Below are 25,462 nucleotides of genomic sequence, written 5' to 3'. Positions count from 1 at the left end.
GTCAGCGCGGCAGCGAGAGGGCCATCCCGTCGGCTTCGGCGAGGCCGTCGGCGATGAGCGAGTCGATCGCCCGGTCGCGCTGACGGGGATCCGGCCAGTCCGGGAGCACGAGGTCGAGCGGCACGGGTTCGGGGGAGCGGTCGCGCAGCAGCCGCAGCACGGCACCGCGTGCCTGTCGATCCGAGCCTTCGTAGGCGGCCTGGCGACGGCGTTCATCCCCGGTGTCCGGCCTGCCGGCTGCCAGCCACGCGCAGCTGTTGGCCAGGGGACACTGCTCGCATCGCGGCGCCCGCGACGTGCACACGGTCGCGCCGAGCTCCATCATGGCGGCGTTGAACTCCGCGGCGTCGGCCAGCGAGTCGGGCAGGAGGGAGTCCATCAGCTCCAGGTCGCGCCGCGAGGGCGGTGCCGGCTGGGCCCGCCCCTGAACAGCCCTGGCCAGGACGCGCCGAGTGTTCGTGTCGACGACCGGGTGACGGTCGCCGTAAGCGAAGACCGCGACCGCGCGGGCCGTGTAGTCGCCGATACCGGACAGGGCGAGGAGAGCCTCGACGTCGCGCGGCACGATCCCGCCGTGCCGCTCGGTGATCTCGACGGCGGCGCGGTGCAGCCAGAGCGCGCGCCGGGGGTATCCCAGATTCGCCCATTGCTTCACGACGTCCGCTGCCGACGCCGTCGCCATCGTGGCAGGGGTCGGCCATCGATCCAACCACGCCTCGAGGTGGGGGACGACCCGGGAGACAGGTGTCTGCTGGAGCATGAACTCGCTCACCAGAACGCCCCAGGCGCCGAGCTCGTCATGGAAATCGGTGCGGCGCCACGGCAGGTCGCGAGCGGTCGCGCGGTACCACGTCGGCAGGCGCGATACGACTTCGGAGGGGGCCTGCGGTCCGGGCATCCCTCCAGCGTACGTGAGCCGCGACCCGCGGCCGGTCGGCGATCCGCGGCGCGCCACCGGCGGCCCTTCCGGACCGGGTGGCAGGCGCGTCGTCGGTAGGCTGGGGGGATGGTCTCGCCCGGCATCCTTCTCGTCGACAAGCCCGCTGGGCTGACCAGCCACGACGTGGTCGCCCGCACGCGGCGCGCGTTCGGCACACGGAAGGTCGGCCATGCGGGAACACTCGATCCGATGGCGACCGGACTCCTCGTCATCGGCATCGAAGGAGCCACCCGACTGCTCACCTACATCGTCGGCGCGGACAAGACCTATGAGGCGACGATTCGTCTCGGACATACCACCGGGACCGACGACGCCGAGGGCGAGATCCTGACGACCGCCGAACCCGAGGCATGGAGCGCGGTCACGGATGCCGCGGTCGACGAGGGCATCCTGGCGTTGACCGGCGAGATCTCGCAGGTTCCCAGCTCGGTGTCCGCGATCAAGGTCGACGGACGGCGTGCATACGATCGCGTCCGTGCCGGCGAAGAGGTCGTGCTCGCCGCACGGAACGTCGTCGTCTCGCGCTTCGACGTATCGGAGCGGCGTCGGCAGGAGAGCTTTCTCGACCTCGATGTGATCGTCGACTGCTCGTCCGGAACGTACATCCGATCTCTCGCCCGCGACCTCGGTGCGGCACTCGGCGTCGGCGGGCACCTGACGGCCCTCCGGCGTACGAGAGTGGGGCCGTTTGTCGTGGGCGACGCGGTCGGAATCGACGGGCTCGAGGGAGCCCCCACACTGACTCCGGCGGACGCCGCCGGGCGGATCCTTCCCGTGCTCGAGGTGTCGGCCGATGAGGCGCGCGACCTCCGCCACGGAAAGCGGCTCCAGGGACAGGCCGGCCGCTTCGACGGCCCAGGCGCGGTCACGGCGGCCATCGACCCGGACGGCGCTCTGGTGGGCATCGTCGAGAAGCGCGGCGCCGACCTCAAGAGCGCTATGAACATGCCGGAGGTTGACCGATGATCCTGTGGTTCACGATCGCGCAGATCATCATCGCGGTCGCAGCAGGCGTCTTCTGCCTCGTCGCGGGTCTGCTCGGCAGACGGCCGAGTGACTTCAGCGTGGGTGCGCTTGCCCTCGTCGAGGTGCTGCTCGTCGTCCAGGTGATCGTCGCGATCGTCGCACCCCTCGCGGGAAACCCGCCGACGGGCGACCTGCTCGAGTACTGGGTCTACCTGGTGTCGGCGGTGCTCCTGCCCATCGGAGCCGTACTGTGGGCGCTCATGGAGCGCAGCCGGTGGAGCACGGTGATCCTGGGTGTGGCTGCGCTCGCGATCGCGATCATGCTGTGGCGCATGCAGGTCATCTGGACCGTCCAGATCGCGTGACGTGAGGCGTCGCGGCGGAGTCCGGTGCCCTCCCGCGGCTCTAGGATGGAATGCGCTATGAGCTCCACCGCCCCCTCCACTCGGATGACCGGAATCGGTCGCGTCCTCGTGATCGTCTACGCCGTCATGGCGCTGGCCGCCACAGGCCGCAGCTTCGTGCAGATCGTCCGCCGATTCGACGAGGCGCCGCTGGCGTACTCCCTCTCCGCACTCGCTGCCGTCGTCTATATCCTCGCGACCCTCGCGCTGGTGCTCGCCCGCAGGCGCGGGTGGTACACCGTCGCCTGGATCGCGATCGTCTTCGAACTGACAGGCGTTCTCGTCGTCGGGCTGCTGAGCATCCTGATGCCGGCACTGTTCCAGCACGAAACGGTGTGGTCGCTGTTCGGGCGCGGATACCTGTTCATCCCGCTGGTCCTCCCGGTGTTCGGAATCTGGTGGCTGCGCACGCACCGCCCCGTCGACGCCGTGATTCCGGCCGAGGTGCACGCGTGATCGTCTTCCGCAGCCCGGAGGAAGTACCGGCCGGGTTCGGACCGAGCGCCGTCGCCATCGGCAAGTTCGACGGCGTCCATGCCGGACACCGCGCCGTCATCGCGCGATTGAACGAGGCAGCCGCCGCCACCGGAAGTCGATCCGTGGCGGTGACCTTCGACCGCAACCCGTTGGCCACCATCCGTCCGGATCGGTGTCCCGAGAACGTCGTCACCGTCGACCGGAAGCTCGAGCTGCTGGGCGACCTCGGGATCGACGCGACCCTCGTGCTCACGTTCGACCAGGAGATGGCAGCCCGCAGCGCGGAGGACTTCGTCGTCGAGATCCTCGTCGGTTCCCTGCAGGTGTCGACGGTCCTGGTCGGCCAGGACTTCCGCTTCGGGCACCGAGGTGCGGGCACCCCCGAGCTGCTGCGCGAGCTCGGCCCCCGCTACGGCTTCTCCGTCGAGGTCGTCGACGACGTGTATCTTTCCGGCTCCACGCGGAGGGTCTCGTCCAGCTGGGTCCGCGAGCTGCTGATGGAGGGCGACGTCGCGTCGGCGGCCACCGTGCTCGGGCGTTATCCCGATGTCCGCGGCGAGGTCGTCCACGGCCTCAAGCGCGGACGGGAGCTGGGGTTCCCCACCGCCAACCTCTCGACGATCGTCGACGCCTTCGTTCCCGCCGACGGCGTGTACGCCGGGTGGCTCGTCGATCACGACACCGGCATCCGCCATCCGTCCGCGATCTCTGTCGGTACGAATCCGACCTTCGACGACGTTCTGGTGCGCCAGGTCGAGGCACACGTTCTCGGAGAGACCGGACTCGACCTGTACGGACACGACGTCACTGTCGAGTTCGTGGCGAGGTTGCGGGGCATGGTCGCTTTCGAGGGCATCGAGAAGCTGATGGAGCAGATGGGGGCGGACGTCACGGATGCCGCGCGGGCTCTCGGCATCACGACCGGATAGTCACCGTGCCGCCGCGTTCCCGGTCGTCGTTCGACGACTCGGCGTGGGTGATCTGCAGGACATCCGTCCGATGACATAGAATGGAGTCGGCTCCCGCCGATTCTCACGCTTCTCGCGTGCTTCGACGGGAAGACGACCCACTGTTCGTACGGTCCTGGCTCACGCCACACGCGGACAACGAGAACGGCCCGAGGCTTCATGGGGAAGCCCGAGCCTTCACGCTCAGGAGGAGCATGCCGACCACGGCAACCGCCACCACACGGCGCAAGAAGACGTCCCGTCGCGACGATGAGGCACCCCTCATCCCGATCCTCGCGCGCAAGGTGCGCGAGATCGAGGCGAAGTCGCAGCGGGGGAAGCTCGGTCCCACCAACCGGGTGAAGTTCCAGGTGATCGCGTTCCTGGTGCGCGAGGAGCGCGCCAGAGTGAAGGCTGACGCCGAGATCGGCGATCCCGCACGCGCTGAGCTGCTGAAGCGGCTCGACGGTGTGGCCACGATCCTCGCGAAGACGGCCGCGCGCGACACGTCGCTCATCCAGCTGCTCGAGGCCGACCAGGCGACGTCGCCGGTGGCGAAGCGCATGCGACGCGACTGGCTCCTCGAATCGGGAGCGGAGCTCGCTCCCGAAGAGCTGATCATCGCCGACGCTGCACCCGTTCAGATTTCCACGGTCCCCGCGGCGATCGCCGAGCGACAGGTCACACCGCCGTCGGTCGAGTCTCGGCAGCTGGCGAACCCGTTCCTGGCTCCGGACCTGACGCCGCGACCGGCTGCGACGCCGCGCCGCCGTCTCGACGGCTGGGAGCTCATGGGCCCGCTGTACAAGGCGTTCGAGACCGGTGCCGGCGGATCCGCCGCATCGATGGATCTGCCGCCCGCGCCGGAGTACGACCACCTCTCGCCCAAGGGCCTCGAGGTCATGGTGCATCAGTCGCGGTTCCTGGAGGCCGTGAAGGCCGGGCACCGCAGCTTCCTCTTGGCAGACGAGCCCGGCCTCGGCAAGACGGCGCAGTCGGTGCTCGCGGCTTCGGTGGCCGGTGCCTACCCGCTGCTCGTCGTCGTGCCCAACGTCGTGAAGATGAACTGGGCGCGTGAGGTGGAGCGGTGGACGCCGCAGCGTCGCGCCACGGTCATCCAGGGCGACGGCACGGACATCGACGCGTTCGCCGACGTGTTCATCGTGAACTACGAGATCCTCGACCGGCACATGTCGTGGCTGGCTTCGATCGGTCTGCGCGGAATGGTCGTCGACGAGGCGCACTTCATCAAGAACCTCTCGTCGCAGCGCTCCCAGAACGTGCTCTCGCTGGCTGCTCAGGTGCGCGAGCGCACGCCGGGACACGATCCCCTGATGCTCGCCCTCACCGGCACGCCGCTGATCAACGACGTCGAGGACTTCGACGCGATCTGGCGCTTCCTGGGGTGGACCACGGGCGAGAAGCCGGGTCCCGAGCTGATGGAGAAGCTCGATGCGACGGGGTTCACCCCGGCCGACAAGGCGTTCTACCCTGAGGCACGCGACGCCGTCATCTCGATGGGTATCGTCCGGCGCAAGAAGAAGGACGTCGCCGCCGATCTGCCGGACAAGCTGATCGCCGACCTGCCGGTGCAGCTCGACGACGAGTTCGGACGCAGCATCCGTCAGGCCGAGCGCGAACTCGGCGAGCGACTCGCGGCTCGGTATCGCCGCATCATCGAGGCCCGCGGAGACCGTGGACTGGCGCCCGGCGAAATCGACGAAGACATCATTCGTCTCGTCGCCCAGAACGAGCTCGAGGAGTCGAAGGCTGCGGGCACCGGGGGAGACAACGTCTTCACGATGGTCCGCCGAATCGGACAGGCCAAGGCACAGCTCGCGGCGGACTATGCCGCGCAGCTGCAGCGGTCTGTCGGGAAGGTCGTCTTCTTCGCGAAGCACATCGACGTCATGGACCGTGCCGAGGCGCACTTCGCCGCCGTGGGCATCCGGTCGGTGTCGATCCGCGGAGACCAGACCTCGACGACTCGCCAGCAGGCGATCGACGACTTCAACAGCGACCCTTCCGTGGGGATCGCGGTCTGCTCGCTCACCGCAGCCGGAGTCGGCCTGAACCTGCAGGCGGCGTCGAACGTCGTCCTCGCCGAGCTCTCGTGGACGGCGGCCGAGCAGACTCAGGCGATCGACCGTGTGCACCGCATCGGTCAGGACGAGCCCGTCACCGCCTGGCGCATCATCGCCGCGCACACGATCGACACCAAGATCGCGGAGTTGATCGACCAGAAGCAGGGCCTCGCAGCACGCGCGCTCGACGGTGAGGCCGTCGAGGAGTCGGCCGCAGAGCCGGTGCAGCTGGCGGCGTTGATGCACCTGCTGCGTCAGGCTCTGGGCGCGGCATAGGCGCGAAGAACGCCGATTCTTAACGTCGGTTTTGCCTCTTCGGCGTCCGAGATCAGGAAGTTCCTCGATATCGGCGGATCGCGGTGTCAAGATCGACGGTTTTCGTCGGCTTCGAATGGCGCCCGGGTACGCGGGGCGCTAGTGTCGATCGAAGGCAGCGTCGCCTCTTTCCCCCATCTCCCGAACGTCTGAAGGCACCAGCATGAAGATCGGCATCCTGACGAGCGGCGGCGACTGCCCCGGCCTCAACGCGGTCATCCGCGGCATCGTGCTCAAGGGCACCACCACGTACGACCTGGAGTTCGTCGGCATCCGTGACGGATGGCGCGGGCTGGTCGACGGCGACTTCATGCCGCTCACGCGTCACGAGGTGAAGGGCCTGTCCAAGGTCGGCGGCACGATCCTCGGCACCAGCCGCACGAACCCCTACGAGGGTGAGCGCGGGGGAGCGGAGAACATCGCCAAGACCCTCTACGGGCACAAGATCGACGGCATCATCGCGATCGGCGGCGAGGGCACGCTCGCCGCCGCCGACCGTCTGGCGAAGGACGGCATCAAGGTCATCGGGGTCCCCAAGACGATCGACAACGACCTGCAGGCGACGGACTATTCGTTCGGCTTCGACACGGCGGTGAACATCGCCACGGACGCGATGGACAGGCTCCGCACCACGGGCGACTCCCACCAGCGGTGCATGGTCGCCGAGGTCATGGGGCGTCATGTCGGCTGGATCGCCCTGCACGCTGGTATGGCCGCCGGCGCGCACGTGATCTGCATCCCCGAGGTGCCGATGTCGATCGACGACGTCACCGAGCTGGTGACCAGCGCCCACGACCGCGGCCGTGCGCCCCTGGTCGTCGTCTCCGAAGGCTTCAAGCTCCTCGGCATGGACGAGGCATACAGCGACAAGGGGCTCGACGCCTTCAACCGGCCCCGGCTGGGTGGCATCGGCGATCTGATCGCTCCCGAGATCGAGCGCATCACGGGCATCGAGACGCGCGCCACGATCCTTGGCCACATCCAGCGCGGCGGTTCCCCGTCGGCGTTCGACCGGGTCCTCGCGACGCGACTGGGACTGCACGCCGCGGACGCGCTCGTCGACGGCGCCTGGGGGCAGATGGTGGCGATGCAGGGCACCGACATCGTCCGGGTCCCGTTCGCCGACGCGCTGGGCGAGCTGAACACCGTTCCGCGCTACCGCTACGACGAGGCCGCCGCACTCTTCGGCTGAGCCTTCAGCTCCACGAAGCCCGCCCGTTCGAACGGGCGGGCTTCGTCGTCGCCTCTCAGACCTCGGCGAGGCCGAGCGTGTCGAGCAGCCAGGCGAGCTCGAAGGCGCGCTCGCGCCACGAGTTGTAGCGTCCGCTCACGCCGCCGTGCCCGGCGACCATCTCGCACTTGAGGAGCACATCGGAGGCACCGGCCTCGCGCAGGCGTGCGACCCACTTCGCCGGCTCCACGTAGAGCACGCGGGTGTCATTGAGCGATGTCACCGCGAGGATTCGCGGGTAACGGACGCCGTCTCGGACGTTCTCGTACGGAGAGTACGACTTCATGTACTCGTACACGTCGGCATCGTGGAGAGGATCGCCCCATTCGTCCCACTCGATCACGGTCAGCGGCAGGGACGGGTCGAGGATCGTCGTCAATGCGTCCACGAACGGCACCCCCGCGAGGACTCCGGCGAAGAGTTCGGGCGCGAGGTTGGCGACCGCGCCCATCAGCAGGCCGCCGGCGCTGCCGCCCTCGGCGACCAGCCGGCTCGGCGTGGTCACGCCGGTCGCGACCAGGTGCTCTCCGCAGGAGACGAAGTCCGTGAAGGTGTTGCGCTTGCTGAGCAGCTTTCCGTCTTCGTACCACTGGCGGCCCATCTCGCCGCCGCCGCGCACGTGAGCGACCGCGAAGATCACGCCGCGATCGAGCTCCGAGAGCCGCGCGACCGAGAACCCGGGGTCGATCGAATGCTCGTAGGAACCGTAGCCGTAGAGATGCACGGGGCGTGCTTCCACGCCGGGCTCGCCGAATGAGCGCTTCCACACGAGCGAGATCGGCACCCGCACCCCGTCTGATGCCGTCGCCCATTCGCGCCTCTGGCCATACTCGTCCGGGTCGTACCCGCCGAGGACGGTCACCTGCTTGCGCAGGACCAGCTCGCGGTTCGACAGGTCGAGGTCGTATACCGTGCCGGGCGTGACGAACGACGTGTATCCGAGTCGCAGGAAGGGGGAGTGCCACTCGGGGTTCCCGCTCACTCCGGCCGAGTACAGCGGCTCGTCGAAGGGGATCTCGTCGACGGCGTTCGTGGTGTAGTCGAGAAGCCCGACGCGCTCGAGCCCTTCGCTGCGGTATTCGATCGTGGCGAAGTCGCGGAACGCATCCATGCCGAGCAGACGCCTGCCCGCCTCATGGGCGACGACCCGGCGCCGCTCGCCCTGAGGCTCGGACGCCGCCACCGAGACGAGCTCGAAGTCGAGGGCGCCGTCGTTGTGCAGGATGAAGAGCCGGTCCTCGCCGTCCACCACGGCGTGATCGATCGAGTACTCCACTCCCTCTTGGCGCGGCCAGACCAGGCGCGGTGCCGCGGTGAGGTCGCCGGTCAGGTCGACGAGGTACTCCTCGCTGGTGATGCTCGAACCGACGCCGATCACGAGGTAGCGGCGGCTGCGGGTGATCCCGGCGCCGAGCCAGAACTTCTCGTCGGGTTCGTGGAACAGCTGCACATCATCCGCGACCGGCGTACCGAGACGGTGCAGCCACAGGGTGTCGGGCCGCCAGGCCTCATCCCGCGTCGTGTAGAGAACTCCGGTGCCGTCCGGGGTGAAGAACGCGCCGCCGGTGTTCGGGATCTCGTCGTCGAGGGTTTGGCCCGAGACGAGGTCGCGCACGTGCACCGTGTACAGCTCATCGCCCTCGAAGTCGGTCGACCACAGCAGCTTCGTCGCGTCGTCGGAGGTGTCGAAAGCCCCGAGCGAGAAGAACTCGTGCCCCTCGGCCTCGACATTCCCGTCGAGCAGGACGACCTCGCCGGGAACCGGCACGCCGGCCTCGAGCTTCGGGGGAGTCCAGTCGTCGTGCGCTGCTGCGGCCCGGCAATGGATGCCGTACTGCGCGCCCTCTTCGGTGCGGCTGTAGTACCACCAGTCGCCGCGTCGGGTGGGCACGGACAGATCGGTCTCCTGCACGCGGCTCTTGATCTCCTCGAAGAGTCGCTCGCGCAGATCGGCGAGGTGTGCCGTTTCGGCGTCGGTGTGGGCGTTCTCCGCCTCGAGGTGCGCGATGACCTCTGCGGAGTCCTTCGCCCGCATCCACTCGTACGGGTCGTCGAAGGTGTCACCGTGGTGCGTGCGGAGCGTGGAGCGGCGGGCAGCGAGAGGAGCGTCAGTCACCGTCCCACGCTATCCCAGGTCGAGTTGACCGGCACGGGGGAGGGTGGGAGGATTTAGCGGGGCCGGTTAACGGAAGTCAAACCCACGGTGAACTCTTCGTTCGTCACGTCGATCACGTCGACATCTCCTTCTTCCTCAAACGACCGAAAGCGAACGGTGGAAACCGCAGCCCTCATCGTCGTGCTTGTCATCGCGCTGGCACTCTTCTTCGACTTCACCAACGGCTTTCACGACACGGCGAATGCCATGGCGACGCCGATCGCCACGGGTGCGCTCAAGCCCAAGACCGCCGTCCTCCTCGCCGCCGTCCTGAACCTGGTGGGGGCATTCCTGTCCACCGAGGTGTCCAAGACGATCTCCGGTGGCATCATCCGTGAAGACGCGATCATCTCCGCGGGGGCGGATCTGTTCCTGTCCCTGATCTTCGCGGGCCTGATCGGCGCCATCACGTGGAACATGCTGACCTGGCTCCTCGGCCTTCCGTCGAGCTCGTCGCACGCACTGTTCGGTGGCCTCATCGGCGCCACGCTCGTGGGGGCCGGGTTGGGCGCGATCGACTTCGGGATGGTGCTCTCGAAGATCGTGCTGCCGGCGCTCATCGCCCCCGTCACCGCAGGCCTCATCGCCTTCGCAGCGACGAAGATCGCCTACTCGATCACACGACGCTACGACAGCAAGCCCGACGGTCGCGACGGTTTCCGCTGGGGTCAGATCTTCACGTCCTCCCTGGTCGCCCTCGCGCACGGCACCAACGACGCGCAGAAGACGATGGGCGTCATCACCCTCGCGCTGATCACGATCGGCTGGCAGTCCGGCGTGCACCACGAACCGCAGCTCTGGGTGATCGTCGCCTGCGCCTTCACGATCGCACTCGGCACGTACCTCGGCGGCTGGCGCATCATCCGGACCCTCGGCAAGGGACTCACCGATGTGAAGCCCGCACAGGGCTTCGCGGCGGAGAGCTCGACGGCGGCGACCATCCTGGCCTCCAGCGCCCTCGGCTTCGCTCTCTCGACCACGCAGGTGGCATCGGGCTCTGTGATCGGCTCCGGCCTCGGTCGCAGGGGCTCCACGGTCCGCTGGCGGACGGCGGGTCGGATCGGCGTCGGCTGGCTGCTCACCCTCCCCGCAGCGGGAGCCGTCGGCGCTCTCGCCGCCCTTCTCGTCGTGTGGCTCGGAAACTGGGGAGTGGTGATCGACGCGGTCATCGCGGTGCTGATCATCCTCGGACTGTTCATGCGCTCGCGCCGCGACGCGGTCACGTCCGCGAATGCGATGAGCGACGTCGCCGAGTCGGGCATGGCCATCGAGCTTCCGGACATGCCGCCGCCGACGCGTCGTCAGCAGCGCATCCAGCAGGCCAAGGCCGAGGCGAAGGCCCGTGCCGAAGCCCGTGAGCAGGTGAAGGCTCAGGCGAAGAAGGATGCGCAGGCCAAGGCGAAGAAGAAGGCTCAGGCAAAGGCGAACGTCAAGGGCGCCAAGTCTGCCTCGTCGTCGAAGAACTCGGACGCGAATCGGAATGGGGACTCGGAATGAACGTCGTCATCGACTGGATCGCGTTCCTCCAGGTGTTCCTCGCCGCGCTCATCGGCGCGACAGCCATCGTCACCTTCTACGCCCTCGGTCTCCGTCTGCTGGTGCGCAGCGGTCGCGCCCCGGTGGTGAGCCCCGCCGAGTTCACGGATGCGATCACGGTGATCACGGAGAAGGAGCTCAAGCGCGCGGAGAAGCAGGCGGCGAAGGCGGCGCGCAAGAGCCCGCTCACCGAGGGGCAGAAGACCCTGGCGCTCTTCGGCGCGTACGGGTGCTTCGCGTTGTGCGCCGCCGCTGTGGTCGCCGGCATCCTGCTCCTCGTCATCGGGCACTGACCCGAGCGCGGCGTCTGCAGGTCGAACGCCGGCGCGGGGTCGAGGCCTAGGCTGTTGGCATGTCCGCAGGAACCGGAAACGTGTATGCCTTCGGCCGCCATGAGCCCGCGAGCCATGTGCTGATCCACGTCAGTGATCCGCATTTCCTCGCCGAGGGAGCCCGGCTCGGCGGTCGGTACGACGTCGAGGCGAACTTCGCCCGAACGCTCGATGCGATCAAGGCCGTGCACCCGCATCCGTCGGCGATCGTCGTCACCGGCGACCTCGCCGATCTGGGCGAGCCCGATGCTTATCGTCGACTGAGGAACGCCGTCGAGCCGGTGGCGGACGAGCTGGACGCTCCGATCATCTGGGTCGCGGGCAACCACGACGAACGCCCGGCCCTGCGGGCAGGACTGCTCGACGCGGAGCCGACCGAAGACCCGGTGACGGGCATCTGGGACCTCGACGGGCTTCGCCTCATCGCTCTCGACACCAGCGTCCCCGGCTGGCATCACGGCGACGTCGATCAGGGGCAGCTGTCCTGGCTCGCCGATGCGCTCGCGGACCCTGCCCCTCACGGCACCCTGCTCGCGATGCATCATCCACCGCTCCCGAGTCATCTGCCGCTCTTCGACATCCTGGAGCTGCGGCATCAGGACGAGCTCGCAGAGGTCATCCGCGGGACCGACGTCCGCGGCATCCTCGCCGGGCATCTGCACTACTCGTCGCAGGGCACGTTCGCCGGCGTCCCGGTGAGCGTCGCGTCAGCCACGTGCTACACGATGAACGTGGCGCGTCCGTCGGCCGAGGTGAACGGCATGGACGCAGCCCAGGCTTTCCAGCTCGTGCACGTGTATCCGCAGACGATCACGCACACGGTGGTGCCGGTGACCCAGGCCACGACCGGGGACTACTTCTCCGCGGAGTGGCTCGAGCGGATGGCGGCGCTCACGCCGGAGGAGCGACTCGAGGCGTTCTCCCGCAAGCCCGCCCGGTGAGCGGCGTAGACTGAGGGCATCCCCCACCTTTCTCACCCGCCACGACCCACGAGGATGTGACATGGCTTCTGCCGCGCCTACCCCGACCCGCACCGAGACCGATTCGCTCGGGAGCATGGAGATTCCCGTCGACGCGTACTGGGGGATCCACACCGCCCGCGCCGACGCGAACTTCCCGATCACGAAACGACCCATCTCGGTCTATCCGGACCTCGTGGTCGGCCTGGCGATGGTCAAGCAGGCGAGTGCGCGGGCGAACCGCGAGATCGGCGTGCTGGATCACGAGCGCGCCGACCTGATCGACCGTGCCGCGCAGCGCGTGATCGACGGCGAGTTCCACGAGCAGTTCACGGTGGGCGTCATCCAGGGCGGTGCCGGTACCTCGACGAACATGAACGCGAACGAGGTCATCACCAACATCGCGCTCGAGCTGGCCGGCCGCGAGAAGGGCGATTACGCCTTCCTGTCGCCGATCGACCACACCAACCGCAGCCAGTCCACCAATGACGTGTATCCGACCGCAGTGAAGATCGGTCTGTCGCTGACGCTGCGCTCGCTGCTCGAGGAACTCGACCTGCTGCGGCTGTCGTTCCTCGGCAAGTCCCGCGAGTTCCACGACGTGCTGAAGGTCGGGCGCACCCAGTTGCAGGACGCCGTGCCGATGACCCTCGGGCAGGAGTTCAACGGCTTCGCCACGACCCTCGGCTACGACCACACGCGGCTCACCGAGAACGCGTCGCTCATGTTCGAGATCAACATGGGAGCCACCGCGATCGGCACCGGCATCACCACGCACCCCGGTTACGCACCTGCGGTGCTCAAGCACCTGCGGGAGATCACGCAGCTCGACCTGCGCACGGCCGGCGACCTCGTCGAGGCCACCAGCGACACCGGCTCGTTCATGTCGTTCTCCTCGACGCTCAAGCGCAATGCGATGAAGCTGTCGAAGATCTGCAACGACCTCCGTCTGCTCTCGTCCGGCCCGCAGGCGGGCTTCGGCGAGATCAACCTCCCGGCGATGCAGGCGGGATCCAGCATCATGCCCGGCAAGGTGAACCCGGTCATCCCCGAGGTCGTGAACCAGGTCGCGTTCGCCGTCGCGGGCGCCGATATGACGGTGACGATGGCCGCCGAGGCGGGCCAGCTCCAGCTGAACGCGTTCGAGCCGGTCATCGCGCACTCGATCTTCCAGTCGATCACGTGGATGCGCCAGGCGATGTGGACCCTGCGCGTCAACTGCGTCGACGGCATCACCGCCAACCGCGATCGTCTCGGCGCGATGGTCGGTGCATCGGTCGGCGTCATCACCGCACTGACTCCGTTCATCGGCTACGCGGCCGCTGCGGCGCTCGCGAAGACCGCTCTCCTGACGAACCGGAGCGTCGCGGACCTGGTCGTCGAAGCCGGTCTGATGTCGCGCGACGAGGTCGTCAAGCAGCTCTCGCCGGCGCGTCTCTCCGGGCTCGAGACGATCACCGCGGCGATCCCGGTGATCTCGCCGGAGGACCGCGTCGAGGTCTGACCCCCTGCGAACGTGAGAGGGGGATGGATGCCGCGGCATCCATCCCCCTCTTCGTGCGTCCGGCTTCTCAGTCGCTGATGCGGCAGTGCGTCGTGAGCTCGCCGATGCCGTCGATGCCGACGGTCACGGTGGAGTGGTCGCGCAGGAAGATCTGCGGATCCCGCGAGTACCCGGCGCCACCGGGGCTTCCCGTCGAGATGAGAGTGCCGGGCAGCAGCGTGAGGGACTGGGAGAGGTGAGCGATCAGTTTCGCGACGGAGCGCACCATCTGGTCCGTGCTGGCGTCCTGCACCGTGTGGCCGTCCACGACCGCCCAGATGTGCAGATCCTGCGGGTCGGAGATCTCATCCGCCGTCACCGCGAACGGTCCGGTCGGGGTGAACCCGTCGAACGACTTGCAGCGCGACCATTGCGCCTCGGAGAACTGGATGTTCCTGGCGGTGATGTCGTTCACCACGGTGTAGCCCCAGACATGCGACAGCGCATCCGCCTCGCTGACATCCTTGGCGGGGTTTCCGATGAGGACCCCGAGCTCGGCCTCGTAGTCGACGGCCTCGCTGAGAGACCGCGGCCAGGAAGTGGTCTGTTCGTGCCCGGTGAGCGAGTTCGGCCACAGCGTGAACACGGTCGGTGCGGCATCGGTCTTCAAGCCCAGCTCGCTGGAATGCGCCGCATAGTTGAGGCCCACTGCCAGCACGGCCGGGGGAGCGATCACGGCGGAGGAGAACGCCCAGTCGCCGAGCGGATGGCGGACGGCGTCGCCCTCGGCCAGCGCGGCACGCAGGCGCTCGAGCAGGGGGTCCCCTCCCTCGATCAGCTGCTGCAGCGTGGCAGGGGCGTCGTTCAGGAGATCAGAGACGAGGATGGCGTCCGAGTCCTGCACCACGGCCAGAACCGTGCGCGGGGAGTCAGGACGGCGCAGGTGAGCGAACCGCATGGTTCTACGCTACCGGCTGGCGGGCGACGAGCGGGTGGAGGAGTCCGCCATACCCGAGGCACCTCTCTTGTTCCCCATAAGCTTTGGCTATGAGTTTCGGAGGACCCCCGCCGCCGCAGCAGCCCTCGCCGTACATGCCGCCGCCCCCGCGGCAGCCGGCCTATGCCTCGCGTCTGGCTCAGCCGACACCGTACACACCTCCCGCGCCGGTCGCGCCGTCGCCGGCCGAATCGCTGCCTGCGCTGCCGGTGCCGACGCGCAAGGGGCGCACGATCTCCCTCTGGCTCTTCGGTTTCCTGGGCTTCCTGCTGCTCGCTCTGGTCGGCTACTTCGGGTGGGCGCTCGGTGTGTTCGCCTCCGTCGTCGGCCTGGTGCTCGCGCTCATCCCGCTGACCGTCGTCTTCCTCGGGGTCCGGATGATCGACCGCTGGGAGCCGGAGCCGAAGCGCCTCGTGTTCTTCGCGATTGCCTGGGGCGCGCTGGCGGCCGCAGGGCTCACTCTGCTCGTCGACGTGGGCCTGAAGATCCTGATCGGCCCCACCTCCGACGCCTTCACCGCGGTGGTGCAGGCGCCGATCGTCGAGGAGTTCTGGAAGGGACTCGGGATCTTCCTCATCTTCCTGCTCGCCCGTCGTGCTTTCGACGGTCCCGTGGACGGTGTCGTGTACGGAGCGCTGGTGGGTGCGGGGTTCGCCTTCACTGAGAACATCCAGTACTTCGCGCTCAGCCTGATCGAGGGCGGCGGCGAGCAGCTCACCGTCACCTTCGCCGTGCGCGCGATCCTCTCTCCCTTCGCGCACGCCATGTTCACGGCGGTCACCGGCTTCGCGATCGGCCTGGTCGCGCGGCGACACGGATCCGCGAGTTCCGCGATCGGTGCCGGCCTGCTGGGCATGCTCGGAGCGGTTCTCCTGCACGCACTCTGGAACGGGTCCGCGACCTTCGCCGACTTCTTCGGGCTGTACTTCACCCTGCAGGTGCCGCTCTTCGTGGGCTTCATCCTCGGCATCGTCGCCCTCCGCCGCGAGGAGGCGCGTCTCACTCGCGCGCGCCTCGCCGAGTATGCGAACGCCGGATGGTTCACCCCCGAAGAGGTCACGATGCTCGCGACATCGAGTGGACGCAAGGCCGGTCTCACCTGGGCGCGAACTCTTCGCGGCGACCGGCGTCCGATCATGCGCGAGTTCATCAAGGATGCGACCGCGTTGGCCGCTGTCCGTCAGCGCGCGATCACGGGACGCGATCCGCTGGCCATCGAAGACGAACGCGCGCTGCTGATCCGCACCCGTGCCGCGAGGGCCGCATTGCTGGCGTATTGAGCTCGACATCGGGATACTCGTCCTGAGGAGGCGGTCGCGATGAGCACGTTCATCCTGATCCACGGCGGGGGAGATGTCGGGTGGTCCTGGCATCTGGTCGCCGCGGAACTCGTGGCGCGCGGGCACGAGGTCTTCGCGCCCGATCTCCCCGCCGACGACGACTCCCTCACTCTCGAGGACTACGCGGACGCCGTGGTGGCAGAAGTGGGGCCGCGACGCGATGTCGTCGTGCTCGGCCACTCGTTCGGGGCCTTCACGGCGCCCCTGGTCGCCGAGCGACTGGCGGCCGACCTCCTGGTGCTGGCCGCCGGGATGATCCCGGCGGCCGGTGAGCCGCCGGAGCGGTGGTGGGCCGAGTCGGGCTATGTCGCCGCCGCCGAAGCGCAGGCGGCGATCGATGGGGGGCTGACGGGCAATGAGGACCCGTACGTGAGCTTTTACAACGATGTGCCGCGAGAGCTGGCCGACGAAGCACTGCGGCAGGAGCGCGCACATCCGTCCCAGGCGGCCATGGAGGCGCCGTGGCCTCTGGAGGAGTGGCCGGATGTGCCGACACGATTCATCGTGTTCGCGGACGATCGGTTCTTCCCGCCGAGGTTTCTCCGCCACCTCGCCCGAGAGCGGCTCGGGGTCGTCGCGGACGAGATCCCCGGCGGGCACTGCGCGATGCTGAGCAGGCCGGTCGAACTCGCGGAGCTGCTCGTCGGCTACCTGGATTGATCCCCGGAGCCCCTGTCGTGGCAAGACTCAGCGCCCGGTGCTGCGGCGATGCCTGCGAGTCTCCCGGGCGCTGAGTTGGTCTGTAATCAGGGTGCACCCGACCGTGGAGGGTGTCAAGAGGCTGTTGCCGGTGCGCCTGTCGAAGTGTTCGCTGTGAGCAGGTGCGATCGCGTTGACCCCTTCCGCGGGCTCGGGTTTGATGGAGGCATGACTGATCGCACAAAGCCTGAGTTCGATGCCCCCAGCGCCCCTGCTCCCGCGGAGCTCGTCATCCGCGACATCATCGAGGGTGACGGCGCCGAGGCGAAGCCCGGCGACACCGTGACCGTGCACTACGCCGGCGTCGAGTTCGACTCCGGCGAGGAGTTCGACTCGTCCTGGGGTCGCGGCGAGACCATCCAGTTCCCGCTGCGCGGCCTGATCCAGGGCTGGCAGGACGGCATCCCCGGGATGAAGGTCGGCGGACGCCGTGAACTGATCATCCCGCCGCACCTGGCCTACGGCCCGGTCGGCGGCGGCCACTTCCTCTCCGGAAAGACGCTGATCTTCATCATCGATCTCGTCGCTGTCGGCTGAGTCCGGACTGCACGCAGAGACGCCCTTCCTCCTCAGAGGAGGGGCGTCTCTGCTGTATATCGGAAGAACTTCCGCATTCAGGGGAATATATGCGAATGAATGTAAGTTGTCACAGAGGTCGCGGTGAACGCGGCCCCTGTCCGAAGCCGCATCAGCGGCCGATGTCTCCGGAGGAGAAACCATGACCAGCATCGACATTCCCGGCTACCGTCCCGGCACCTGGGTGCTCGACCCCTCGCACAGCGAGGTGACGTTCAGCGTCCGCCACATGATGATCTCCAAGGTGCGCGGCACCTTCGGCGTCAAGAACGCGACTCTGGTCGCGCCCGAGAACCCGCTCGAGGCCAAGGTCGAAGCCTCTGTCGACGTCACCTCGGTCGACACGAACGATGAGGGTCGCGACGCCCACCTGCGCTCCGCCGACTTCTTCGACACCGAGAACTTCCCGACGATGGAGTTCGTCTCCACCGGCGCGCGTGTCAAGGGCGACGAGCTGTTCGTCGACGGAGACCTCACCATCCGCGGCATCACCAAGCCGGTGAGCTTCGAGCTCGACTTCGGCGGCTTCGGCACCGACCCGTACGGCAACTACAAGGCGGGCGCTTCCGCCAAGGCCGTGATCAACCGCGAGGACTTCGGCCTCACCTGGAACGCTGCACTCGAGACCGGTGGCGTGCTCGTGGGCAAGGACATCACGATCAACCTCGACCTGCAGGGCGCGCTGCAGCAGGACTGACGCCGTCACGCAGTTCCTCGAACCCCGGGTCCGTCAGGGCTCGGGGTTCTCTGCGTCGTAGTCGTGGAATCGGCGGTTGCGGCGCGAGAGCATCGCGACGAGGGCGATCACCAGGACACCGCCGAGCAGGGGCGGGAACCACAGGGTGGTCAGCGTGGCGAGTGTGCCGGCGTACAGGGCTCCGACGCGCGGGCCGCCGGCGACGACCACCACGAAGAGGCCCTGCAGTCGTCCGCGCATCGCATCCGGAACCGCCGCCTGCATCATCGTGTTGCGATAGATCGAGCTGACGTTGTCCGAGGCGCCCGACAACGCCAGCGCGACGCAGGCGGCGACGATCAGTCCGATGTGCGGGGCCGTCTCGCTGGCCGGCGATGAGAAGGCGCCGACGAGCAGCACGACGCCGAACAACAGGATCGATGCGCCGTACGCCTCGACCGCGCGCGCGATGCCGCGCCCGTGCCAGCGGTACTGCACGACGCGCCCCGAGAACAGGCTCGACGTGAAGGTTCCGACGGCGACGGCCGCCGTGAGGATTCCGGTCGTCACGGCGCCGCCGCCCAAGAGGATGGTTCCGAGGGCCGGAAAGAGGACGAGGGGCTGCCCGAACGTCATCGCGATGATGTCGATGATGTACTGCATCCGGATGTTGCCCGCCTTGCGCAGGAAGCGCCAGCCGTCGACGAGCGATTCCAGGCCGGGGCGCACGATCTCGCCCTCCGGTCGCAGGGTCGGAAGCGTCCACAACCCGAGGAACATCGACAGCATCAGCACGACATCGATCGTGTAGGTCCAGCCGTAGCCGGTGAGGGCCACGAGCAGACCGGCCAGCGCGGGGCCCGCCATGACCGTGAGCCCGAAGGCGACGCCGTTGAGCGCGGATGCCGCGGCGAGCTGCTCACGGGGGATCAGACGCGGCACGATGGCGGTACGGGTGGCCATGCCCACGGAGTTCGCGGCGGAGTTGACGATGCTCAGTGCATAGAGCCACCAGATGGTCTCGGTGCCCGTCCAGGTGAGGGCGGCGAGCATGGCAGTGGATGCGAACGTGATTGTGGCCGCGATCAGAGCCACGCGACGCCGGTCGAAGGCGTCCGCGAGCATCCCGCCGTACAGGCCGGCGAGGATCATCGGGATGAGTCCCGCGACCGCGATCATGGACACGGCGAATGTGCTCTCGGTGAGCACGAACACGTGCAGCATCACGGTGACGATCGTCAGCTGACCGCCGATGCCGGAGAGCGTCGATCCGATCCACATCCGTGCGAAGGCGGGACTGGTCTTCAGTGGAGTGAGGTCGATCAGGAGACCGCGTCGGCCGCTCACTCGTCGATCTTCTTCTGCACCGTTCGAGCCTAGTTGACCCCGGTCGAGCGCCCCTCTCGGCGTTGTCACGCGGGGGAGTCCTCGGCTGGTAGACTCTTCAGGTTGCCGTTTGATCGGCCGCGGATAAAGAGAGCCCACGTATCAGGCGTCGGGCGCCGCGCAACAAGCAGAGAGGGGATCGAATCTATGGCACTGGAAGCAGACGTCAAGAAGGCGATCATCGAAGAGTACGCGACGCACCCCGGTGACACCGGATCCCCCGAGGTGCAGGTCGCAATGCTGACGCAGCGCATCAAGGACCTCACCGAGCACCTCAAGGAGCACAAGCACGACCACCACTCGCGTCGTGGGCTGTTCCTGCTCGTGGGTCAGCGCCGTCGTCTGCTCGGCTACCTCCAGGACATCGACATCGCGCGCTACCGCTCGCTGATCGAGCGTCTCGGACTCCGCCGCTAAGGCACTGCGAACCTGCGTACAATCGCGCAGAACATTCTTGAGAAGGCCGCCCCACGGTGTGGGGCGGCCTTCGTCATGTTCGGGGGAGTGCGGGCACCTCGGCCGGCACCTGCAGATCGACCGGGCGGCAGCGGATCACGAACCCCACGACGACGGCGAGCGCCGCGGCACACACGATCATGAACACGAGGCTCGCCGTCCAGCCGGCGGTGAGGTCGTGCAGGACCCCGACGAGCAGGCTCCCTGCTCCGGCGAAGGCGTAGCCGACGCCCTGCGCGACAGCGGACAGCAAGCCCGCCGAGGCCTCGTTGGCGGCGAGCATCACGATGAGCGCGAGGGAGAGTCCGAACGTCGCGCTCTGCACGGCACCGAGCACGACGGTGATCGCGATGTACGACTCGTCGCCGGAGGCGAGCCAGATGAACGCCGCCAGCATCACGATGCCCAGGCCCGGACCGAACAGGCGCAGAACGCGGCGGCGTCGAGCGAGGATCGGCGCGATGAGCGTCGGCACGAGGCCCGCGACGCTGGTCAGCGCGAGCAGCCAGCCGGCGGTCTGCGCGTCCACGCCGCGATCTCCGAGGATGCGGGGGAGCCACGAGGCCACCGCGAAGAACAGCATCGCCTGGAGTCCGAACATCGCCGTGATCAGGGCGACCGTCGATCGGGCCGACCGTGGCAGCGTCATCCGCGATGAGGAGGGTGAGGGAGCGTCGGTCCGCATGGCGACAGCGACCATGGCACCGGCAGCGATCAGCGCGGGGACGGCCCAAAGGCCGAGGGCCACGGCGGGTCCGCCGGTCGCTCTGCTCAGCGGCACCGTGAGGCCGGCTCCGAGCGCGGCACCCGCGCTGAAAGACATGCTGCTCAGCCCGATCCAGAGCCCGCCGGCCCGCAGCGACTTCAGGTACTGGGGAAGCAGCGTCCCCGCGGCCATGATCGACACCCCGGCGAGGAACGTTCCCGGGAGCATGCCGCCCGGGACGACGACCCGCAGCGCGAGCGACCCCGCGAGCGCGACCATGGCCCAGATCAGTGCCCTGGTCACACCGATGCGACGGGCCAGCAGCGGCCCGATCGGGGCGCTGACACCGAAGGCGATCACCGGCAGCGTCGCCAGCAGGTTCAACTGCACGGGAGCGAGGTCGAACGCCGCCCTGGTCGGCTCGAGCAGGGCGGCGACCGAAGTGATCGCCGGGCGGAGGTTGAGTCCGATCAGCAGGGCTGCGCCGAGCCCGACCGCCCGATCGCGGAACTGGCTGCCTCGTCGCTCAGAGTGGGAGGACACGAAGGCCATCGGCGACCACGCGGCCGTCGTGGATCACGAGTCGGTCGGTTCCCCGGTCCATCACCGCGCTGGTGGGCGTCTCGCCGTCGACGAGGAGCAGGTCGGCTCGGTCTCCCTCGGCCAGGCCGGGTCGATCGTCGATCCCGTTCAGGCGCGGCGAGGCGAGGGACATGATGCTGGCCCCGCCCATCGTCGCCACCGCGAGCGCCATCTCGATGTGGTCGTCGCGGCGGAAGCCGTTCGTGAAGGCCAGCTGCCAGGTGCGGTCGAGCATGTCGGTGTTGCCGTACGGGCTCCAGTAGTCGCGCTGGCCGTCCTGACCGAGTCCGATCCGCACGCCCGCTTCGACGAGCTGCACCAGGGACAGGTGATTGCTGGTCGAGGGGGCGACCGTCGCCATCGAGATGTCCAGCTCGGCGAACTCCTCGATCAGACGACGGCTGGTGGCCTCGTTCACCGAACCGAGTTCGTACGCGTGCGACATCGTGACTTTGCCCTGCATGCCGAGCGCGCGTGTGCGCTCCATCACGAGCTCGGTGCTGAACACACCGAGCGCGCCGGGCTCGTGCAGGTGGATGTCGACCTCGACCTGGTACTTCTCGGCGAGACCGAACACGATGTCCAGGTGCTTCGCGGGGTCGCGGTCGAGCTGCGACGGGTCGATTCCGCCGATCACGTCTGCGCCCTGCTTGAGAGACTCCTCCAGATACTCGACCGTGCCCTCTTCGCGGAGGATGCCCGCCTGGGGGAAGGTCATGACCTGGACGTCGGCGTGCGCGGCGAACTTCTCCTTCGCCGCGATCACCGCGTCGAACTTCTCGAGCTTGCAGTCGACGTCGACCTGCGCGTAGGAGCGCACGCGAGTCGTGCCCCGCGCGATCATGCGCTCGAGGGTGCCGGCCACCCGCGTGGGGAGGTCGACCTCGGCGTTGCGCCAGTTCTCGCGGTCGTTCATCATCATGCCCCAGACGCCGGGAGCGCCGGTGTGCTCACGGAACGGCAGTCCGATCCGTGTCGAATCCAGGTGCACGTGTACATCGCTGAAGGAGGGCAGCAGAAGCCGCCCGCGTCCGTCGACGTCGTCACCGGACCCCGGCGCCGCCTCGTGGGGGAGGATCCGGGTGATGCGCCCGTCCTCGATCAGGACATCGGAGGCGGATCCGCCCCAGGGGCGCACGTCACGAATCAGCATGGACTTTCCTTTCTTCGGGGGAGCCGAGCCGTGACGCGAGGTCGGCGGCTTCAGCGAGATGATGGCACGCGGCGGCGCCGATGGGAACCTGCTCCACGCACTGCCGGCGCCGGTCCTCGTCGAGGAGGGGCAGCACCGGGCATCGCGTGCGGAACACGCAGCCACTGGGCGGATTCGACGGGTGGGGGAGATCTCCGACGAGACGGATACGTCGGCTGCGGTCGGCGGTGGGATCGGGACTGGGAACGGAGGACAACAGCGACTGCGTGTACGGGTGCTGCGGAGCTCCGAAGACCGCGTCCCTGGTGCCGTGCTCCATGATGCGTCCGAGGTACATCACGGCGACCTCGTCGGCGAAGTGCTTCACGACGGACAGATCGTGTGCGATGAAAACGTAGGAGATGCCGGTGTCGGCCTGGATGTCCTGCAGCAGGTTGATGACCTGCGCCTGCACCGAGACGTCGAGAGCGGAGACCGGCTCATCGCAGACCAGGACGTCGGGCTCCAACGCCAGTGCCCTGGCGATGCCGACGCGCTGCTTCTGTCCGCCCGAGAACTCGTGGGGGAACCGGTTGTAGTGCTCCGGCCGCAGCCCCACCCTGTCCATGAGAGCCGCGACCCGATTCTTCATGCCCTCCTGGGGGGAGATGCCCTGGGCCTGGAGGGGAGCCGCGATCGCGGCGCCCACGCTCTGCCGCGGGTTCAGCGACGACGAAGGGTTCTGGAAGACCATCTGCACGCGGCGCCGGAACTGCTGCAGGTCGGCTCCGCGGAGTTGCGACACGTCGGCACCGTCCAGCAGGATCCGCCCCGACGTCGGCGTGAGCAGACGCATCAGCAGTCGTCCGGTGGTGGACTTGCCGCAGCCGGATTCACCGACCAGCCCCAGCGTCGATCCGCGTTCGAGTGTGAAGGAGACGCCGTCCACGGCCTTCACCTGCGAGGAACCGCGCAGGAATCCCTTGCTGACGCTGAAATGCTTGGCGAGGTTCTCGACACTCAGCAGCGGTTCGCTCATCGGGCCACCTCCTGCAGGTCGAGCGCGGATGTCTGGATGTCGGCTTCCGCGAGGTGACAGCGTGCGCGGTGGTCCGAGCCGACGAGGGTGAGGGCGGGGCGCTCGGTGCGGCATCTGTCGTCGGGGACCAGGGCTGCCACGGGGCAGCGATCGGCGAAGAGGCAGCCCTGCGGGAGATCGAGCAGCGACGGCGGGAAGCCGGGTATGGGCGTGAGCCGCCCTGCTTCGTCGACCATCGAGGGCATCGATGCGAGCAGGCCCTGGGCATAGGGGTGCGCGGTGCGGAAGAACAGGTCGTGCACGTCGGCCTCTTCCACGCACTGGCCGCCGTACATGACGACGACACGCTTGCAGACCTCGGCGACGACGCCCAGATCGTGCGTGACAAAGATCACGGCGGAGCCGGTCTCCGCCTGGAGCGATCCGATCAGATCGAGGATCTGCGCCTGCACGGTGACATCGAGCGCCGTGGTCGGCTCGTCGGCGATGAGCAGCTCCGGTTCGCAGATGAGCGCCATCGCGATCATCGCCCGCTGCCGCATACCGCCCGAGAACTCGTGCGGATAGGAGTCGTACCGCGCGACCGGGTCGGGGATACCGACGCGGTTCAGCATCTCGATCGCCTGGGCCTTCGCGGCTTTCGCGCTCACCCTGTTGTGCACGCGATACGCCTCGGCGATCTGCCGACCCACCGTGTAGAAGGGGTGCATCGCCGAGAGCGGATCCTGGAAGATCATCCCGATCTTCCGTCCGCGGTAGGGGCGCATCTCGCTCTCGCTGAGCGGCACCAGATCGGTGCCGTCGAAGAGCACCTGTCCGGTGACCTTGGCGCTGGTCCCCTTGAGGAGCCCCATCAGGGTCTGACTGGTCACCGTCTTTCCGGAGCCGGATTCGCCGACGATGCCGACGGTCTCTCCGCGCTGCACGGTCAGGTCCATGCCGTTGACGGCATTGACCAGACCGTCGTCGGTGGGGAAGGTCACCCGCAGGTCGCGGATGTCGAGGATCGGCGTGGTCATCAGTTGACTCTCACTCTCGGGTCGACGCTCGCGTACACGAGGTCGACGATGACGTTCGCGGTGATGATGAAGAAGGCGGCGAGCATCGTGATCGCCATGGTGACCGGCAGGTCTCCCGAGGTGGCTGCCCGCACCGCGGTGAACCCGAGGCCGGGCACCGAGAAGATCTGCTCGGTCAGCACGGCACCGCCGAGCAGGGCACCGATGTCCAGGCCCAGCATCGTGATGATCGGAGTGATGCCGGCACGGACTCCGTGTCTCGTGATCCGTCCGGGGCTCAAACCCTTCGCCCGCGCGGTGCGCATGTAGTCCTCGCCGAAGGTCTCGATCATGTTGTTCCGCGTGATGCGGATGTACTGCGCGCTGAACAGGATGGCCAGCGCCACCCAGGGGAGCAGGTAGTTCGTGAACCATGCCCCGGGTCCGGCGGGGCCGAACGGGGAGGAGATCTGATTGCTCGTGAACGGCAGCCAGTGCAGTGCGCTCACGAACACGAGCAGGAGCAGCAGCCCGGTGACGGGGACGGGGAGCGAGACGCCGACGGATGCGGCTCCGACGATGATCTTGTCCGTCGCCCTGCCCTTGCGGAGGGCTGCGAGCAGTCCGAGGCCGACGCCGACCACGGTCCACAGCACGACAGCGCCGACGGCGATGGAGAGCGTATAGGGGAGCGCCCTGACGATGACGTCGGTGACGTTCTCGTTGGTCTGGAACGACTTGCCCAGGCAGGGCCAGGCGCAGACCTGCTCGGCGCCGGGGGCTCCGATGAGCCGTTCGCCGAAGAATCCACTGATGTAGGTGAAGTACTGCACCAGGAACGGCTTGTCCATGCCGAGGGCGACGCGTGCCTGGTCGATGCGTTCAGGGGTGCACTCCTGGCCGCAGGCGGCTGCCGCAGGGTCTGCGGGGCCGATCTGGAACAGGGCGAACGTCACGAAGCTCACGACGAGCAGGAGGATGACCAGCGCGGTCACGCGGCGGACGATGAATCCGAACATTGCTGTCCCGTACGGGGCCGACCGAAC

At 68.0% G+C, this 25,462-nt stretch carries 24 protein-coding genes; 15 read left to right on the top strand and 9 right to left on the bottom strand.

Annotated elements, in window-relative coordinates; translation table 11 throughout:
- Position 1: 1 nt before the first annotated feature.
- On the bottom strand, positions 2-898 hold the full coding sequence (locus HCX50_RS04765; protein ID WP_167633185.1) for an A/G-specific adenine glycosylase: 897 nt from the start codon (positions 896-898) through the stop codon (positions 2-4).
- Positions 899-1,006: 108 nt separating this feature from the next.
- Between HCX50_RS04765 and truB the strand changes: the two genes are divergently transcribed.
- From truB to HCX50_RS04735, 6 genes are all read left to right on the top strand, one after another.
- Complete coding sequence (truB, locus tag HCX50_RS04760) at positions 1,007-1,906, top strand: tRNA pseudouridine(55) synthase TruB (protein ID WP_167633184.1); 900 nt, start codon at positions 1,007-1,009, stop codon at positions 1,904-1,906.
- Complete coding sequence (locus HCX50_RS04755; protein ID WP_091033627.1) at positions 1,903-2,271, top strand: hypothetical protein; 369 nt, start codon at positions 1,903-1,905, stop codon at positions 2,269-2,271. Before truB ends, HCX50_RS04755 begins: the two co-directional genes overlap by 4 nt.
- A 57-nt stretch (positions 2,272-2,328) precedes the next feature.
- On the top strand, positions 2,329-2,766 hold the full coding sequence (locus HCX50_RS04750; protein WP_237682347.1) for a hypothetical protein: 438 nt from the start codon (positions 2,329-2,331) through the stop codon (positions 2,764-2,766).
- A complete protein-coding gene (locus tag HCX50_RS04745) occupies positions 2,763-3,716 on the top strand; it encodes a bifunctional riboflavin kinase/FAD synthetase (protein WP_167633183.1) in 954 nt (317 codons plus the stop codon). The genes HCX50_RS04750 and HCX50_RS04745 overlap by 4 nt, the downstream gene beginning before the upstream one ends.
- 233 nt (positions 3,717-3,949) lie before the next feature.
- On the top strand, positions 3,950-6,094 hold the full coding sequence (locus tag HCX50_RS04740) for a DEAD/DEAH box helicase (protein WP_091033620.1): 2,145 nt from the start codon (positions 3,950-3,952) through the stop codon (positions 6,092-6,094).
- Between the two features lie 202 nt (positions 6,095-6,296).
- Positions 6,297-7,325 carry a 6-phosphofructokinase gene (locus HCX50_RS04735; protein WP_091033617.1) on the top strand — a complete coding sequence of 343 codons (1,029 nt, stop codon included), beginning with the start codon at positions 6,297-6,299 and terminating at the stop codon, positions 7,323-7,325.
- Between the two features lie 55 nt (positions 7,326-7,380).
- Here the strand turns inward: HCX50_RS04735 and HCX50_RS04730 are convergent, their stop codons facing one another.
- Entirely contained in the window at positions 7,381-9,480 is a 2,100-nt protein-coding gene (locus HCX50_RS04730) for a prolyl oligopeptidase family serine peptidase (RefSeq protein WP_167633182.1), read from the bottom strand.
- Positions 9,481-9,636: 156 nt separating this feature from the next.
- Between HCX50_RS04730 and HCX50_RS04725 the strand changes: the two genes are divergently transcribed.
- The 4 genes from HCX50_RS04725 to HCX50_RS04710 all read left to right on the top strand — a co-directional run bounded on the left by HCX50_RS04725 (position 9,637) and on the right by HCX50_RS04710 (position 13,850).
- Complete coding sequence (locus tag HCX50_RS04725; RefSeq protein ID WP_167633181.1) at positions 9,637-11,016, top strand: inorganic phosphate transporter; 1,380 nt, start codon at positions 9,637-9,639, stop codon at positions 11,014-11,016.
- Positions 11,013-11,348, top strand: a complete 336-nt coding sequence (locus HCX50_RS04720; RefSeq protein WP_167633180.1) for a peptidase — start codon at positions 11,013-11,015, stop codon at positions 11,346-11,348. The genes HCX50_RS04725 and HCX50_RS04720 overlap by 4 nt, the downstream gene beginning before the upstream one ends.
- A gap of 59 nt (positions 11,349-11,407) precedes the next feature.
- The gene (locus HCX50_RS04715) at positions 11,408-12,328 is read left to right on the top strand and encodes a phosphodiesterase (RefSeq protein ID WP_167633179.1); all 921 of its coding nucleotides are present in this window, start codon (positions 11,408-11,410) and stop codon (positions 12,326-12,328) included.
- A gap of 61 nt (positions 12,329-12,389) precedes the next feature.
- Positions 12,390-13,850 (top strand): aspartate ammonia-lyase, encoded by a 1,461-nt coding sequence (locus HCX50_RS04710; protein ID WP_091033603.1) that lies wholly within the window; start codon positions 12,390-12,392, stop codon positions 13,848-13,850.
- A gap of 67 nt (positions 13,851-13,917) precedes the next feature.
- Here the strand turns inward: HCX50_RS04710 and HCX50_RS04705 are convergent, their stop codons facing one another.
- Entirely contained in the window at positions 13,918-14,787 is an 870-nt protein-coding gene (locus tag HCX50_RS04705; protein ID WP_091033598.1) for a fumarylacetoacetate hydrolase family protein, read from the bottom strand.
- Between the two features lie 89 nt (positions 14,788-14,876).
- Here HCX50_RS04705 and HCX50_RS04700 point away from each other — a divergent pair, with 89 nt between their 5' ends.
- The 4 genes from HCX50_RS04700 (at position 14,877) to HCX50_RS04685 (ending at position 18,138) form a co-directional block, all read left to right on the top strand.
- Positions 14,877-16,106, top strand: coding sequence for a PrsW family intramembrane metalloprotease (locus HCX50_RS04700; protein ID WP_237682346.1), 1,230 nt, complete (start codon positions 14,877-14,879; stop codon positions 16,104-16,106).
- Positions 16,107-16,145: 39 nt separating this feature from the next.
- Positions 16,146-16,826 (top strand): alpha/beta fold hydrolase, encoded by a 681-nt coding sequence (locus HCX50_RS04695; protein ID WP_091033595.1) that lies wholly within the window; start codon positions 16,146-16,148, stop codon positions 16,824-16,826.
- 207 nt (positions 16,827-17,033) lie between these two features.
- Positions 17,034-17,402 carry an FKBP-type peptidyl-prolyl cis-trans isomerase gene (locus HCX50_RS04690; RefSeq protein ID WP_029263650.1) on the top strand — a complete coding sequence of 123 codons (369 nt, stop codon included), beginning with the start codon at positions 17,034-17,036 and terminating at the stop codon, positions 17,400-17,402.
- 181 nt (positions 17,403-17,583) lie between these two features.
- Complete coding sequence (locus HCX50_RS04685; RefSeq protein WP_167633178.1) at positions 17,584-18,138, top strand: YceI family protein; 555 nt, start codon at positions 17,584-17,586, stop codon at positions 18,136-18,138.
- A gap of 33 nt (positions 18,139-18,171) precedes the next feature.
- Here the strand turns inward: HCX50_RS04685 and HCX50_RS04680 are convergent, their stop codons facing one another.
- On the bottom strand, positions 18,172-19,464 hold the full coding sequence (locus HCX50_RS04680; RefSeq protein ID WP_091033588.1) for an MFS transporter: 1,293 nt from the start codon (positions 19,462-19,464) through the stop codon (positions 18,172-18,174).
- Between the two features lie 186 nt (positions 19,465-19,650).
- On the opposite strand from HCX50_RS04680, the gene rpsO reads away from it, so the two are divergent.
- Positions 19,651-19,920 carry a 30S ribosomal protein S15 gene (gene rpsO, locus HCX50_RS04675; protein WP_017830938.1) on the top strand — a complete coding sequence of 90 codons (270 nt, stop codon included), beginning with the start codon at positions 19,651-19,653 and terminating at the stop codon, positions 19,918-19,920.
- A 73-nt stretch (positions 19,921-19,993) separates the two neighbouring features.
- Here rpsO and HCX50_RS04670 read toward each other — a convergent pair whose 3' ends face one another.
- From HCX50_RS04670 to HCX50_RS04650, 5 genes are read right to left on the bottom strand one after another with little or no spacing between them, the layout of a single operon-like run.
- Positions 19,994-21,208: an MFS transporter gene (locus HCX50_RS04670; protein WP_167633177.1), complete on the bottom strand. Its 1,215-nt coding sequence runs from the start codon at positions 21,206-21,208 to the stop codon at positions 19,994-19,996.
- Positions 21,192-22,400, bottom strand: coding sequence for an amidohydrolase (locus tag HCX50_RS04665; RefSeq protein WP_167633176.1), 1,209 nt, complete (start codon positions 22,398-22,400; stop codon positions 21,192-21,194). The genes HCX50_RS04670 and HCX50_RS04665 overlap by 17 nt, the downstream gene beginning before the upstream one ends.
- Positions 22,387-23,418, bottom strand: coding sequence for an ABC transporter ATP-binding protein (locus tag HCX50_RS04660; protein WP_091033581.1), 1,032 nt, complete (start codon positions 23,416-23,418; stop codon positions 22,387-22,389). Before HCX50_RS04660 ends, HCX50_RS04665 begins: the two co-directional genes overlap by 14 nt.
- Positions 23,415-24,437, bottom strand: coding sequence for an ABC transporter ATP-binding protein (locus HCX50_RS04655; RefSeq protein WP_167633175.1), 1,023 nt, complete (start codon positions 24,435-24,437; stop codon positions 23,415-23,417). The genes HCX50_RS04660 and HCX50_RS04655 overlap by 4 nt, the downstream gene beginning before the upstream one ends.
- On the bottom strand, positions 24,437-25,435 hold the full coding sequence (locus HCX50_RS04650) for an ABC transporter permease (protein ID WP_091033576.1): 999 nt from the start codon (positions 25,433-25,435) through the stop codon (positions 24,437-24,439). The genes HCX50_RS04655 and HCX50_RS04650 overlap by 1 nt, the downstream gene beginning before the upstream one ends.
- Between the last annotated feature and the right edge of the window lie 27 nt (positions 25,436-25,462).

This window comes from Microbacterium sp. B19(2022) (genome assembly GCF_012030385.1).
In the GTDB taxonomy this organism is placed as follows: Bacteria; Actinomycetota; Actinomycetes; order Actinomycetales; family Microbacteriaceae; genus Microbacterium; species Microbacterium oxydans_B.
Note: the sequence above shows the minus strand (reverse complement) of the source record. Positions and strands in the feature narration are given on the sequence as shown.